The sequence below is a fragment of the Streptomyces sp. NPDC085932 genome, assembly GCF_044540525.1.
GTDB lineage: Bacteria > Actinomycetota > Actinomycetes > Streptomycetales > Streptomycetaceae > Streptomyces > Streptomyces levis.
This window is the reverse complement of record NZ_JBITSJ010000002.1, coordinates 1,222,338-1,235,558: the sequence shown is the minus strand read 5'-3', so window position 1 is coordinate 1,235,558 and position 13,221 is coordinate 1,222,338. Positions and strand designations below refer to the sequence as shown.

Sequence of the window (13,221 nt, the reverse complement as noted above, 5' to 3'; positions counted from 1 at the left end):
AATTGGCCGTGCATGGCCGCTCAACAGACTTTGCGTGAAACGTTATTGACAAGTGTTGAATTGTGCGGCGGGGTGCTCCGATGAGCACGTCGGGGAATTCGTTCGCGTATTCGGAATTCGATTCTCCGCAGGGCTCACAGCCGCGGCGGCACCATCGTGAAGCGGGCATTGATCTGCGCGTGGACGTGCTGGCGCTGGGGTTCGAGGTCGAGGGGGGCGGCCGGGGTGCTCTCGGCGGCACCGGCGAAGGCGGCGGAGCGCATGCGGCCAGGGGCCTGGGGGTAGGCGGGCGGGCTGTTCTCGGCGCCGATGTCGGCGAGTTCGACCAGGGCGGCGAGGGTGGTGCCGAGGGCCTCGGCGTACTCGCGTGCGCGCTGGACGGCTTCCGTCACCGCCTTCTTGCGGGCCTCGCGATGGGCGGGCGAGTCGGGGCGCAGGGCCCACCAGGGGCCGTCGACGCGGGTGAGGTCGAGGTCGGCGAGGCGGGTGGTGAGTTCGCCGAGGGCGGTGAAGTCGGTGACCTCGGCGGTGACGTGGACGCTGCCGTGGTAGGTGCGCACGCGTTCACCGCGGCCGTGCTTGGTGAGTTCCGGGGTGATGGAGAAGGAGCCGGTCTCCAGGCGTTCGACGGCGTCGCCGTAGGACTTGACCAGGTCGAGGACGCCGGCGTTGCGGCGGGTGAGGTCGTCGAGGGCGGAGCGGCGGTCGCGGCCGCGGGCGGCGACGGTGATGCCGATGCGGGCGATCTCCGGGTCGACTTCGAGGCGGGCCTCGCCGCGCACGGCGATGCGCGGGGCGTCGGGCGTGCCGTAGGGGACGGCGGGCTGGGAGGCGTCTGCCGTGGGCGCGGTCATACGCCCCACTCTGTCACGGTGTGGCGGGCGGGCGGCGTGGAGTCGGCGGTTCCGAGTCATCAGATCGCAACCTGGCGGGACTGTTGCGGCCGGTCGTGACCGGGTCAGAATCTACGCGCGTTATCTACGCGCGTCGTTCACAGATTCCGCGAGGAGAGCCCGACATGCCGTTGAACCGCCGGAAGTTCCTGGAGAAGTCCGCCGTGACCGGGGCGGGGGTGGCGCTGGCCGGTGCGGTCGCGGCGCCGGGCGCCGAGGCGGCCGAGGCCCGGGCGGGCGCGCGGGGACGCGCGAAGCGGTACGCGTTCACCGTGATGGGGACGACGGACCTGCACGGCAACGTCTTCAACTGGGACTACTTCACGGACGCCGAGTTCGACGACAAGGCCCACAACGACGTCGGCCTGGCGAAGGTCTCGACCCTGGTGAACCAGGTCCGCGCGGACAAGGGCCGGCGCAACACGCTGCTCATCGACGCGGGCGACACCATCCAGGGCACGCAGCTGTCGTACTACTACGCCAAGGTCGACCCGATCACGGCCGAGGGCGGTCCCGTGCACCCGATGGCGCAGGCGATGAACGCCATGGACTACGACGCGGCGGCCCTGGGCAACCACGAGTTCAACTACGGCATCCCGGTGCTGCGCAAGTTCGAGGAGCAGTGCCGCTTCCCGCTGCTGGGCGCCAACGCGCTGGACGCGAAGACGCTGCGGCCGGCGTTCGCGCCGTACAGCATGCACCGGCTGCGCACGCCGTTCGGGCGGGACGTGAAGGTGGCGGTGCTGGGGCTGACCAACCCGGGCATCGCGATCTGGGACAAGGCCAACGTGCAGGGGAAGATGACGTTCCCGGGTCTGGAGGAGCAGGCGGCGAAGTGGGTGCCGAAGCTGCGGTCGATGGGTGCGGACGTCGTCATCGTCTCGGCGCACAGCGGTTCGTCGGGGACGTCGTCCTACGGTGACCAGCTGCCGTACATCGAGAACGCGGCCGGTCTGGTGGCCGAGCAGGTGCCGGGCATCGACGCGATCCTGGTCGGGCACGCGCACACGGAGATCCCCGAGTACTTCGTGACGAACAAGAAGACGGGCAAGCGGGTGGTGCTCTCGGAGCCGCTGAAGTGGGGGCAGCGGCTGACGCTGTTCGACTTCGAGCTGGTGTGGGAGAGGGGCTGCTGGAAGGTCGAGAAGGTGGGCGCGCAGGTCCTGAACTCCAACACCGTGGAGGAGGACCCGGAGATCGTGCGGCTTCTGTCGGACGAGCACGAGAAGGTCGTGGCGTACGTCAACCAGGTCATCGGCACGAACGCGGCGGAGATGACGTCGGCCGAGGCGCCGTACAAGGACGTGCCGATCATCGACCTGATCAACCACATCCAGGCGGACACGGTGAAGCAGGCGCTGGCGGGCACGGAGCACGCGGCGCTGCCGGTGTTGTCGCAGGCGGCGTGCTTCTCGCGCAGTGCCCGGATCCCGGCGGGCGAGGTGACGATCCGGGACGTGGCGGGCCTGTACGTCTTCGAGAACACGTTGGAGGCGCGTCTGATGACGGGCGCGCAGATGAAGGCGTACCTGGAGTTCTCGGCGAACTACTTCGCGCAGACCGCGCCGGGCGAGCCGGTGGACCCGGCGAAGCTGACCAACGCGAACGGCACGCCGGACTACAACTACGACGTGGTGAGCGGCCTGTCGTACGAGATCGACATCGCGAAGCCGGCCGGGTCGCGGGTGACGGACGTGCGGTTCGGCGGGCAGCCGCTCGCGGACGACGCGCGGTTCGTGTTCGCGGTGAACAACTACCGCGCCAACGGCGGCGGGAACTTCCCGCATGTCGCCGCCGCGCCGCTGCTGTGGTCGAACTCGGACGAGATCCGCAACACCATGATCGCCTGGGTGAAGGCGAAGGGGTCGATCGACCCGGCCGAGTTCGCCGCGGTGGACTGGAGGCTCACGCGGAACGGCACGCCCGTCTTCTGATCCGCGTACCGCCTCGCGCCGCGCCCTTCGTCACCTCCGGTCGTCGACGAGCGGGGTCAGGGCCGGTGCCTGGCGGGGCGGAGGGACCGGCCGGGGCTGTGTGAGCCCGAAGGTGGTGAAGGCGGTGCGGCGCGGTAGTCCGTAGGTCTCCCTGCCCGCCAGGGAGTTGAGGATGATCGCGCCGCGCCAGGCCAGCAGGCCCAGGTCGGGTGTGCCGACGCCGTGGGTGTGGGTCTCGGCGTTCTGGACGTACACCGAGCCGGAGACGGACGGGTCGAGGACGAGCCGGTGGTCCTCGTCGACGCGCGGCCGCTCCTGGCTGTCGCGGCGCATGTAGGGGTCGAGGCCGGCGAGGACGCGGTCGAGGGGGCGTTCGCGGTAGCCGGTGGCGAGGACGACGGCGTCGGTGGTGAGGCGGGAGCGGCTGTCCTGCCGGGCGTGTTCCAGGTGCAGTTCCACCTGGGTCGTCGCGATCCGGCCGGCGGTGCGGACGCGGACGCCCGGGGTGAGGACGGCGTCGGGCCAGCCGCCGTGCATCGTGCGGCGGTAGAGCTCGTCGTGGATGGCGGCGACGGTGCCGGCGTCGATGCCCTTGTGGAGCTGCCACTGTCCGGCGAGGAGCCGGTCGCGGGCGGACTCGGGCAGGGCGTGGAAGTAGCGGGTGTGGTCGGGGGTGAAGTGCTCCAGGCCGAGCTTGGAGTACTCCATGGGCGCGAAGGCCTCGGTGCGGCCCAGCCAGTGCAGCTTCTCGCGGCCGGCAGGCCGGTTGCGGAGCAGGTCGAGGAAGATCTCGGCGCCGGACTGGCCGATGCCGACGACGGTGACGTGGCCGGCGGCGAGCAGGGCGGCGCGGTGGTCGAGGTAGTCGGCGGCGTGCACGACGGGTACGCCGGGGGCCTCGGTGAGGGGTTTGAGGGGGTCGGGGACGTAGGGCTCGGTGCCGATGCCGAGGACGACGTTGCGCGTGTACGTCCGGCCGAGGGCCTCCGCCTCGCCTTCGGCGTCGAGTTGGGTGAAGTCGACCTCGAACAGGTCGCGTTCGGGGTTCCAGCGGACGGCGTCGACCTGGTGGCCGAAGTGCAGGGCCGGGAGGCTCTCGGCGACCCAGCGGCAGTAGGCGTCGTACTCGGCGCGCTGGATGTGGAAGCGCTCGGCGAAGTAGAAGGGGAAGAGCCGCTCGCGGGACCTGAGGTAGTTGAGGAAGGTCCAGGGGCTGGTGGGGTCGGCGAGGGTGACCAGGTCGGCGAGGAACGGGACCTGGACGGTGGCGCCTTCGATGAGCAGACCCGGGTGCCAGGCGAAGGCGGGGTTCTGGTCGTAGAAGACGGTGTCGAGGTCGCGCAGCGGCTGGGCGAGGGCGGCGAGGGAGAGGTTGGCGGGCCCGATGCCGATGCCGACCAGGTCGTGGGGGGCGTCGGGCTGCCGGTGCGGAGGGGGCGCGGGGTTCATCAGGGGGTCTGTCCTTCCACGAGTGTCGCTCGGCTCTCTGCCACGAGGCGCAGCAGGGCGGCGAGGTCGTCGGGCCCGGTGGCGGGGTTGAGGAGGGTGGCCTTGAGCCAGAGCCGGCCGTCGAGGCGGGCCCGGCCGAGGACGGCACGGCCGTCGGTGAGCAGCGCGCGGCGAACGGCGGCGACGGTGGTGTCGGGGGTGTCCGCGGGCCGGAACAGGACCGTGCTGATGACGGGCGGGGCGTGCAGCTCGAAGCCGGGGTGGTCGTGGACCAGGGCGGCGAAGGCGCGGGCGTGGGCGCACACCTGGTCGACGAGGGTGCCGAGGCCGGCGCGGCCGAGGGTCTTGAGGGTGACGGCGAGCTTGAGGACGTCGGGGCGGCGGGTGGTGCGCAGGGAGCGGCCGAGCAGGTCGGGCAGGCCGGCGTCGGTGTCGTCGGTGGCGTTGAGGTAGTCGGCGCGGTGCCGCAGGGCGGTGAGGTCGTGTGCGTCGCGGACGGCGAGGAGCCCTGCGGCGACCGGTTGCCAGCCGAGTTTGTGCAGGTCGAGGGTGACGGTGCCGGCGGCGTCGAGTCCGTCGAGCAGGCCGCGGTGCCGGGTGCTGAAGAGCAGGCCTCCGCCGTAGGCGGCGTCGATGTGCAGCCGGGCGCCGTGGGCCGCGCAGTGGGCGGCGATCTCGGGCAGCGGGTCGATGAGTCCGGCGTCGGTGGTGCCGGCGGTGGCGGCGACGAGGACCGGGCCGGTGAGGCGGGTGAGGGTCTCGGCGAGCGCGGCGGGGTCGAGCCGGCCGTGCGGGGCGGGGACGACGGCGGGCTCGGGGAGACCGAGCAACCAGGCGGCGCGGGGCAGGGAGTGGTGGGCGTTGGCGCCGGTCACGAGCCGGACGGTGCCGCCGCAGGCCTCGCGGGCGAGCAGGAGGGCGAGCTGGTTGGACTCGGTGCCGCCGGTGGTGACGAGGGAGTCCGGGTCGCATGCGGGGCGGGTGCCGTAGACCTCTTCGGCCGCCAGCCGCGTGACCATCGCCTCCAGTTCGCTTGCGGCCGGGGCCTGGTCCCAGGAGTCCAGGGACGGGTTGAGGGCGGAGGCGGCCAGGTCCGCGGCCGCGGCGACGGCCAGGGGCGGGCAGTGCAGGTGGGCGGCGCACCGGGGGTGGGCGGGGTCGGCGGCGCCTTCCGCGAAGGCCCGGACCAGGGTGTGGACGGCGTGCGGGTCGCCGTGCTCGGGCAGGATCTCCCCCACCGCCTCCCGGACCCGGGCGACGACGGCGTCCGGCCCGCCCGCCGGCAGCGGCCCGCGCCGCACCCGGGCGCCCGCCTCCAGGGCGTCGAGCACGGTGGCGAGCAGGGGCCGCAGGGCGTGCGGCCCGTCGGGACCTGAGGCGAGGGGCGGCATGCGCATGGACTGACCTCCGGGGCGCGGATGCGGCACGCCCGAACAGCCCAACGACCCAACCGGGGTGGAGGTGTTTCCCCGCAGGGGTGCCACTTTCGGTCGACACCGGCGTGAGCCGGGACCGGGGCCCGGCCGACCGGCAGACACGCCGACCACAGACCTGAGGCCGGGGCCGGGACCCGGGCTGGGGCCGCGACCCGGGCTGGGGCCGCGACCCGGGCTGGGGCTGGGGCCGGGACCCGGGCTGGGGCTGGGGCCGGGACCCGGGCTGGGGCTGGGGCTGGGGCCGGGACCCGGGCTGGGGCTGGGGCCGGGAGCCGGGCCGGGAGCCGGGCCGGGAGCTGGAGCCGGGAGCCGCAGCCGGGAGTCGGGGTCAAGAGCCGGGCCGGGGTCGGGCCGGGGCCGGGGTCGACGGTGGTATCGGCCTCGGCCGCGATCTCATTCCCGAGGCCGACCACAGGCGCGGGTGCGGCGGCAGCCGACGGGAAGGTGGCTGGGCCGCTTCCCGAGGGGTGACGGCGTGGTGCTCTGCGCCGAAACCCGGCGTACCTCGCGGCAAGGTCGCCGCTACCGGGGCCGGGTGCGGCCTCTGGTCCCGAGGCCGACGCACACGCTGTTCTCGGCCACGGGCGCCTCCCCGGGACCGCCCGTCACACGGGGCCACGGCCCCCGGCCCGCCGCCGGGGGCGGTGGGCCGGGGTGGGGCCTCGGTCATGCGGTGTGGGCTTGCCGTACGCGCAGGGCGCGCTTCAGGTCGTCCAGCTGGTCCACCAGGCTGCGGCGGAGTGCCGGGCCGGGGTCGGCGTCGCGCAGGCACTGCTCGCCGAGGTGGAGGCTGTCCGCGTCGACGGCGTGGGCGGGGAACGCGTCCCGGCCGACGGCCGTGGCGATGGCGGGACCGCGGCGGTCGGCGACCGGGACCGCGTCGGCGTAGTAGCGCGGCACGTACTCCCGTACCAGGTCGGCCTGTTCCGGCTGCCAGAAGCCGCGGGCGGTGGCCGAGAAGAGGTAGTTGGACAGGTCGTCGGAGGAGAACATCGCCGCCCAGGCGCGGGCCTTGGCCTCCGGGTCGGGCAGCGCGGCCCGGCAGCGGGCGGCGCCCTCCTGGCCGGTGGCGCTCGGGTCGCGCTGCAGCTCGGCGGCGATGGCGGCCTCGTCGGTCGCGCCGAGCACGGCGAGCCGGGCGAGGACACGCCAGCGCAGCTCGGGGTCGAGCTCCGGGCCGCCGGGGACAGTGCCGTCGGCGAGCCAGGCGGCGATGGTGTCCGGGTGGGCGGCCGCGCCGATGCGGTGGCGCACGGCGATCAGGCGCAGGCCGGGGTTGTCGCCGTCCTCGGTGCGGCGGATGAGGTCGCGGCACAGCTCGGACAGGGTGGCCAGGGCGGCGGGCCGCTCCTCGGGCGTGAGGTAGCGGTCGGTGATGTGGGTGGCGGCGAAGGCCAGCACGCCCTGGACGATGGCGAGGTCCGTCTCCAGGGGGAGGTGGGCGCGGGCGGTCTCCAGGTAGGCGCCGGGGGCGAGTTCCCCGTCGCGGACGGCGTCCCGCAGGGCGTTCCAGACGACCGCGCGGGTGAGCGGGGAGGGCAGGCCGGACAGGTCCTTGCGGACGGTCTCGAAGGACTCCGGGTCGAAGCGGACCTTGGCGTAGCCGAGGTCGCCGTCGTTGAGGAGGAGCAGGGCGGGGCGCTTGCCGATGGGCTGGGCGCCGTCCTGCGGGAGGTCCAGGTGGAGCCGTTCGCGCAGCACGAGGTGGCCGCCGTCGTCACCGAGGTCACGGTCGTACAGGCCGACGGCGATCCGGTGCGGGCGGCTGCCGGCGCGGTCGACGGTGAGGGCGCAGGTGCCGTGGTCGCCGGGGGCGATGTGCGGGGTGAGGGTGTCGACGCCGGTGGTGCGCAGCCAGGCGTCGGCCCAGGCGTGGACGTCGCGTTCGGTGGCGCCGGCGAGGGAGTCGATGAAGTCGGCGAGGGTGGCGTTGGCGAACCTGTGCCGGGCGATGTGGGTGTTGATGCCGGCGAGGAAGTCCTTCTCGCCGAGCCAGGCGACGAGCTGGCGCAGGGCGCCGGCGCCCTTGGCGTAGGAGATGCCGTCGAAGTTGAGCAGCGCGGAGGCGGTGTCGTCGACGGCCTCGGGGGCGACGGGGTGGGTGGAGGGGCGCTGGTCGGCGTCGTAGCCCCAGGACTTGCGGGCGACGCCGAAGTCGGTCCAGGTGTCGGTGAAGCGGGTGGCCTCGGTGAGGATCTGGTAGCCCATGTACTCGGCGAAGGACTCGTTCAGCCAGATGTCGTCCCACCACTTGAGGGTGACGAGGTCGCCGAACCACATGTGGGCCATCTCGTGGGCGATGACGATCGCGCGGGTCTGCCGCTCGGTGTCGGTGACGGCGGAGCGGTAGACGAACTCGTCGCGGAAGGTGACCAGTCCGGGGTTCTCCATGGCGCCCGCGTTGAACTCGGGGACGAAGGCCTGGTCGTAGGAGTCGAAGGGGTAGGGCTCGTCGAACTTCTCGTGGTAGCGGTCGTAGCACGCGCGCGTGACGTCGAGGAGTTCGTCGGCGTCGGCGTCCAGGTAGGGGGCGAGGGAGCGCCGGCAGTGCAGGCCGAAGGGCAGGCCGCGGTGCTCGGTGCGCACCGAGTGCCAGGGGCCGGCGGCGACGGCGACGAGGTAGGTGGAGATCGGCGGGGTGGGGGCGGCCCGCCAGCGGCCGTCGCCGGTGTGCTCGGTGACGCCGTTGGCGAGGACGGTCCAGCCCTGCGGGGCCCGCACCGACAGCTCGAAGACGGCCTTGAGGTCGGGCTGGTCGAAGGCGGCGAACACCCGCTGGACGTCGTCCAGGAACAGCTGGGTGTAGACGTACGTCTCGCCGTCGGTGGGGTCGGTGAAGCGGTGCATGCCCTCGCCGGTGCGGGAGTAGCGCATGGCCGCGTGCACGCGCAGCTCGTGCTCGCCGGCGGTGAGGTTCTTCAGGGGCAGCCGGTTGCCGTCCAGGCTCTCCGGGTCCAGGGGCTGTCCGTCCAGGGTGACGGAGCGCAGCTCGGCGGGCTTGATCTCGACGAAGGTGTCACCGTCCGTGCGGGCGCTGAACGCGATCAGGGTGTGGGAGTCGAAGGTCTCGTCCCCGCCGGTCAGGTCCAGGTCGATGGTGTAGCGGTGGACGTCGAGGAGGCCGGCTCGGGTCTGCGCTTCGTCGCGCGTCAGTACGGACATGCGTGACATGCTGCCTGATGCCACCGGCAAGGCACAGAGGCGGATCGGTACGTGCGCAATGTCCGGTCTAGGTGCGGTCTTTTTCGAGCTCCCCGGCGTGCGCCCCCATGGGCCGCTGGGACGGCACGCGCGCGTCGGGGTGCGGCAGGCGCGCTGGGCGTGGGGCGGCGTCGGTGTGCTCCCGGACGAGGGTGCGCAGCCGCCGTACCTCGCGCTGCAGGGCGAGGTGGCGCCGGTGGGTGTCGTACAGGTAGCGGACCTTGGTGCGCAGGGCCCAGGGGTCGACGGGTTTCAGGACGAGGTCGGCGACGCCGAGGGCGAAGGCGGCGGTGGTCAGCTCCTGGTCGGCGCCGAAGCCGGTGAGCAGGATCACCGGGATGTGCTGGGTCTGTTCGACGCGCCGCATGTAGCGCACGACCTCCAGGCCGCTGACGCCGGGCATGCGCACGTCGAGCAGGAGCAGGCCGACCTGGCCGCGCAGGACCTGCTTGAGTGCCTCGTCGCCGCTGGTGGCCCGGCCGAGCTCGTAGCCCAGCGGGGCCAGGGCGCTCTCCAGCGCGTACAGCGTGTCCTCGTGGTCGTCGACGATGAGGATCCTGGTATCCGACGGCATGGCCCGACGCCCCTCCCTCGATGAGGACCAGAGTAGTGCGGGACACTGACGGGCCGTGCTCGTCAGCTGACATGCTGTGCACAGCGCAGCATGCCTCGTGCGGGCCGCCCTGTCACTCCCCCGTGGCCGGTTACCGTCGGTCGCCCCTGGCCCGTGGTCAGGTGCCCGGGGCGGCCGTGCCGTTGAGCGTCTCGTCCGCGATGCGCTCGTGGTGGCGGATGACCTCGGCGACGATGAAGTTGAGGAACTTCTCGGCGAAGGCCGGGTCCAGCTTGGCGTTCTCGGCGAGGGCGCGCAGCCGGGCGATCTGGCGGGCCTCACGCGCCGGGTCGGCGGGCGGCAGCTGGTGCTCGGCCTTGAGGTGGCCGACCTGCTGGGTGCACTTGAAGCGCTCGGCGAGCATGTGGACGACGGCCGCGTCGATGTTGTCGATGCTGGCGCGCAGCCGGGCGAGCTCCTCGCGGACGGCCGGGTCGACGTCGCCGGTGCGGGTGTTGCTGGTGGTCATGGGGCGTCAGCCTACGGGGATCGGGCGGTACGGCAGCGGGCCGTCTCACACCTCGGCCACGGGGAGCCGCTTGTGGAAGTACACGTCCTCGTGGCCTCCGGGCACGCCCTCGATCCGGCCCCGTTCCCGGTAGCCGAGGCGGGGGTAGAAGCCGGGGGCCTGGAAGCTGTAGGTGGAGACGATCATGTCGGTGCAGCCGCGCCGGGCGGCCTCCGCCTCCGCCGCGCGCATCAGCCGGCTGCCCCAGCCGGCGTGCCGCTGGTCGTCGCGCACCCAGAGCATGTCGACGGAGCACAGGCTGCCCCAGGTCCAGGCGGTGAGTCCGCCGGCCAGCTCACCGGCCTCGTCGGTGACGCGGACCGTGAGCGGCTCGGTGGTGGCCCCGCCGCAGGCGGCGGTGTTGAAGGCGGTCAGCTCGTCGTCGAGCCGCTTCTCGAGGTCGTCGTCCTGGCCGCCCACGCTGAGCGCGGCGGTGGTGGGGCGCTGGTCGCTGGTCACAGCACGGATTGTGCCCGCGGCCCGGGGCGAGGACGACCGGTTTTCGCCGCGGCCGGACGCCTGTGCGGCGTGCGCGGCCCTCGTACAGTGGAACCGGGTTCCGGGCGTCTTGGGGGTCAGGCGTGGCGAACGACGGGCCGGTCGAGCACGGCTACCCGCATCTGGAGACGGTGCGGGCCGCCATCACGGCGCTGTACAGGCGCCTGTCGTACGACACGATCCAGACGTTCGCGGCCAGTGTGCCCCCGGCCGACGTGGCCTTCTGCGACACCGACGACCTGTATCTGGGGGCGCAGCGGGTGGCGCGCGAGCTGGTGCGGCACTACCGGTTGCCGGACGCGCGGCTGATCGTGAGCTTCCGGGAGATGCGGCAGGCGGCGAACGTCGAGCTGGCGGCGGGGCCGGAGTACTTCGTGGAGCTGAACGACCGGTTCCGTACGCATCGGCGGGACATCGGGGCGGCCCTGGCGCACGAGGTGACGCACGTGTACCTGCACCGCCTGGACCTGTCCTTCCCGGGCGTGCGGGACAACGAGATCCTCACGGACACGGCGACGACGTACCTGGGCGCGGGGTGGCTGCTGCTGGACGCCTACCGGGAGGACGGGGCGTCGTCGCAGAAGCTGGGGTATCTCACGCCGGAGGAGTTCGGGTACGTGCTGGCCAAGCGGGCGCTGGTCTTCGGGGAGGACCCGTCGGTGTGGTTCACCAGTCCGCAGGCGTACCGGGCGTACGAGCGGGGCAGGGAGGTGGCCCGGCGGGACGAGCAGCAGCCGCCGCTGACGGCGGCCGGCTGGGCGGGCCGGCGGCGCTACGCCCGTGACCGCAGGCACGCACCGGCGTCGCCGCAGCCGGGGGTGCCGTACGCGTTCTCCCCCGACGCGGGCGGCCGGCTGCGCGTGTCGTTCCCCTGCCCGACCTGTCACCAGCGCATCAGGGTGCCGGTGACGGGCCGGGTCCGGGCGCGGTGCGCGCTGTGCCGGAGCGTGCTGGAGTGCGACACGTAGGCCCCGCCGGGCCTTGGCCCCGTGCCCCTGCCCGACCCCGTCACCCGTCCTGCGCCCCGTACACCCGTCCGGGGATTGCCGCCCGGGTCAGGAGTTCGCGTGCCGCTTCCCCCGCCTCCGACGGCTCCCACCGGGCCCCCTTGTCGGCGCCGGGGCCGGGGCTCCAGCCCTCCATCACCGTGATGCGGCCTCCCTCCGTCTCGAAGACCCGGCCCGTCACCCCCGCGCTCGCGGCCGAGCCGAGCCAGACGACCAGGGGGGAGACGTTCTCCGGGGCCATCGCGTCGAAGCCCGTGCCGGGGGCGGCCATCGTGGCGGCGAAGGTCCGTTCCGTCATACGGGTGCGGGCAGCGGGGGCGATCGCGTTGACCTGGACGCCGTAGCGGCGCAGTTCGGCCGCTGCGACAAGGGTGAGCGCGACGATCCCGGCCTTCGCGGCGCTGTAGGCGCCCTGCCCGGCCGAGCCCAGCAGGCCGGCTCCGCTGGCGGTGTTGACGATCCTGGCCTCGGGGCGGCGGCCCGCCTTGGTCTCGGCCCGCCAGTGCGCGGCCGCGTGCCGCAGGGGCAGGAAGTGGCCCTTGAGGTGGACGCGTACGACGGCGTCGAAGTCGTCCTCGTCGAGGTTGACCAGCATCCGGTCGCGCAGGAAGCCCGCGTTGTTGACGAGGGTGTCGAGCCGGCCGTACGTCTCCAGGGCGGTCCGGACGAGTGAGGCGGCGCCCTCGCCGGTGGCGACGTCACCGCCGTGCGGGACCGCCTCGCCGCCCGCCGCGCGGATCTCCTCGGCGACCCGGGCGGCGGGGCCGTCGGACCCGGGCGTGCCGTCGAGCCCCACGCCCAGGTCGTTGACGACCACCAGCGCCCCCTCGGCCGCGAACGCCCGCGCGTGGGCGCGGCCGAGGCCACGGCCCGCGCCGGTGACGGCGACGACCCGGCCCTCACAGATTCCGCTCATGCCGGCTCTCCTTGTCGGCGTCGGACCGGTGCCCCGCGTTCGCCGCGTCCAGGAACGACGGCCGTTCCCCGCCGCCGTGCACGTGCAGGCTCGCCCCGCTGATGTAGGCGGCCGCGGGGGACGCCAGGAACACCGCGGCGGCGCCCACGTCGGACGGCTCGGCGAGCCGTCCCAGGGGGACCGTGCGGGAGACGGCGGCGATGCCGTCCCGGTCGCCGTAGTGGAGGTGGGACAGTTCCGTGCGGACCATGCCGACGACGAGCGTGTTGACCCGGATGTCGGGCGCCCACTCCACGGCCATCGAGCGGGCGAGGCTCTCCAGGCCCGCCTTGGCGGCCCCGTAGGCGGCGGTGCCCGGTGAGGGGCGGCTGCCGCTGACGCTGCCGATCATGACGATCGAGCCCCGCGCGCGCCGCAGGTGGTCGTGGGCGGCGAGGGACACGGTCAGCGGGGCCAGGAGGTTCAGCTCCACCACGCGCGCGTGCCGGTCGGCGCCCGCCTCGGTGAGCATCCGGTGGGGTGCGCCGCCCGCGTTGTTGACCAGGACGTCCAGCCTCGGGAGGCCGGCGCACCACTGCCCGACGGCCTCGGCGTCCCGGACGTCCAAGGGCACGAACTCGACGCCGGGCAGTGGTTCTTCGGGGGGACGGCGCGCGCACACCAGCACCCGCGCCCCGGCGCGCAGGAGGGCGCGCGCGATGCCGGCGCCGACACCGCGGGTCCCGCCCGTGACGGCGGCGACCTTCCCGTCCAGCTCCATGCGCTG

General features: G+C 73.5%; 11 protein-coding genes. 2 read left to right on the top strand and 9 right to left on the bottom strand.

Annotation, left to right across the window (positions count from 1 at the left end):
* Positions 1 to 134: 134 nt before the first annotated feature.
* A complete protein-coding gene (locus ACIGAQ_RS14695; RefSeq protein WP_399782651.1) occupies positions 135 to 854 on the bottom strand; it encodes an SIMPL domain-containing protein in 720 nt (239 codons plus the stop codon).
* 164 nt (positions 855 to 1,018) lie between these two features.
* Here ACIGAQ_RS14695 and ACIGAQ_RS14690 point away from each other — a divergent pair, with 164 nt between their 5' ends.
* Positions 1,019 to 2,827, top strand: coding sequence for a bifunctional metallophosphatase/5'-nucleotidase (locus ACIGAQ_RS14690; RefSeq protein ID WP_399782648.1), 1,809 nt, complete (start codon positions 1,019 to 1,021; stop codon positions 2,825 to 2,827).
* Positions 2,828 to 2,857: 30 nt separating this feature from the next.
* On the opposite strand, the gene ACIGAQ_RS14685 is transcribed toward ACIGAQ_RS14690, so the two are convergent.
* From ACIGAQ_RS14685 to ACIGAQ_RS14660, 6 genes are all read right to left on the bottom strand, one after another.
* The gene (locus ACIGAQ_RS14685; RefSeq protein WP_399782645.1) at positions 2,858 to 4,276 is read right to left on the bottom strand and encodes a lysine N(6)-hydroxylase/L-ornithine N(5)-oxygenase family protein; all 1,419 of its coding nucleotides are present in this window, start codon (positions 4,274 to 4,276) and stop codon (positions 2,858 to 2,860) included.
* Positions 4,276 to 5,673, bottom strand: a complete 1,398-nt coding sequence (locus ACIGAQ_RS14680) for a pyridoxal phosphate-dependent decarboxylase family protein (protein ID WP_399782642.1) — start codon at positions 5,671 to 5,673, stop codon at positions 4,276 to 4,278. Before ACIGAQ_RS14680 ends, ACIGAQ_RS14685 begins: the two co-directional genes overlap by 1 nt.
* A gap of 705 nt (positions 5,674 to 6,378) precedes the next feature.
* Positions 6,379 to 8,874 (bottom strand): aminopeptidase N, encoded by a 2,496-nt coding sequence (pepN, locus tag ACIGAQ_RS14675; protein WP_399782639.1) that lies wholly within the window; start codon positions 8,872 to 8,874, stop codon positions 6,379 to 6,381.
* A gap of 67 nt (positions 8,875 to 8,941) precedes the next feature.
* Positions 8,942 to 9,487: a response regulator gene (locus ACIGAQ_RS14670; protein WP_311683445.1), complete on the bottom strand. Its 546-nt coding sequence runs from the start codon at positions 9,485 to 9,487 to the stop codon at positions 8,942 to 8,944.
* A gap of 157 nt (positions 9,488 to 9,644) precedes the next feature.
* Positions 9,645 to 9,995 (bottom strand): chorismate mutase, encoded by a 351-nt coding sequence (locus ACIGAQ_RS14665; protein ID WP_311683443.1) that lies wholly within the window; start codon positions 9,993 to 9,995, stop codon positions 9,645 to 9,647.
* A 45-nt stretch (positions 9,996 to 10,040) separates the two neighbouring features.
* The gene (locus tag ACIGAQ_RS14660; protein WP_399782635.1) at positions 10,041 to 10,493 is read right to left on the bottom strand and encodes a GNAT family N-acetyltransferase; all 453 of its coding nucleotides are present in this window, start codon (positions 10,491 to 10,493) and stop codon (positions 10,041 to 10,043) included.
* A 122-nt stretch (positions 10,494 to 10,615) separates the two neighbouring features.
* On the opposite strand from ACIGAQ_RS14660, the gene ACIGAQ_RS14655 reads away from it, so the two are divergent.
* Positions 10,616 to 11,500, top strand: coding sequence for a hypothetical protein (locus ACIGAQ_RS14655; protein ID WP_311683440.1), 885 nt, complete (start codon positions 10,616 to 10,618; stop codon positions 11,498 to 11,500).
* Between the two features lie 40 nt (positions 11,501 to 11,540).
* Here the strand turns inward: ACIGAQ_RS14655 and ACIGAQ_RS14650 are convergent, their stop codons facing one another.
* On the bottom strand, positions 11,541 to 12,455 hold the full coding sequence (locus ACIGAQ_RS14650; RefSeq protein ID WP_399782632.1) for an SDR family oxidoreductase: 915 nt from the start codon (positions 12,453 to 12,455) through the stop codon (positions 11,541 to 11,543).
* Complete coding sequence (locus ACIGAQ_RS14645) at positions 12,439 to 13,215, bottom strand: SDR family oxidoreductase (RefSeq protein ID WP_399782629.1); 777 nt, start codon at positions 13,213 to 13,215, stop codon at positions 12,439 to 12,441. Before ACIGAQ_RS14645 ends, ACIGAQ_RS14650 begins: the two co-directional genes overlap by 17 nt.
* Positions 13,216 to 13,221 lie beyond the last annotated feature (6 nt).

What these genes read in the sequence shown, in the direction of transcription:
- ACIGAQ_RS14665 (WP_311683443.1), bottom strand. Translation starts at nt 9,995, where the DNA reads ATGACCACCAGCAACACCCGCACCGGCGACGTCGACCCGGCCGTCCGC.
- ACIGAQ_RS14670 (WP_311683445.1), bottom strand. Translation starts at nt 9,487, where the DNA reads ATGCCGTCGGATACCAGGATCCTCATCGTCGACGACCACGAGGACACG.
- ACIGAQ_RS14690 (WP_399782648.1), top strand. Translation starts at nt 1,019, where the DNA reads ATGCCGTTGAACCGCCGGAAGTTCCTGGAGAAGTCCGCCGTGACCGGG.
- ACIGAQ_RS14645 (WP_399782629.1), bottom strand. Translation starts at nt 13,215, where the DNA reads ATGGAGCTGGACGGGAAGGTCGCCGCCGTCACGGGCGGGACCCGCGGT.
- ACIGAQ_RS14680 (WP_399782642.1), bottom strand. Translation starts at nt 5,673, where the DNA reads ATGCGCATGCCGCCCCTCGCCTCAGGTCCCGACGGGCCGCACGCCCTG.
- pepN (WP_399782639.1), bottom strand. Translation starts at nt 8,874, where the DNA reads ATGTCCGTACTGACGCGCGACGAAGCGCAGACCCGAGCCGGCCTCCTC.
- ACIGAQ_RS14685 (WP_399782645.1), bottom strand. Translation starts at nt 4,276, where the DNA reads ATGAACCCCGCGCCCCCTCCGCACCGGCAGCCCGACGCCCCCCACGAC.
- ACIGAQ_RS14695 (WP_399782651.1), bottom strand. Translation starts at nt 854, where the DNA reads ATGACCGCGCCCACGGCAGACGCCTCCCAGCCCGCCGTCCCCTACGGC.
- ACIGAQ_RS14650 (WP_399782632.1), bottom strand. Translation starts at nt 12,455, where the DNA reads ATGAGCGGAATCTGTGAGGGCCGGGTCGTCGCCGTCACCGGCGCGGGC.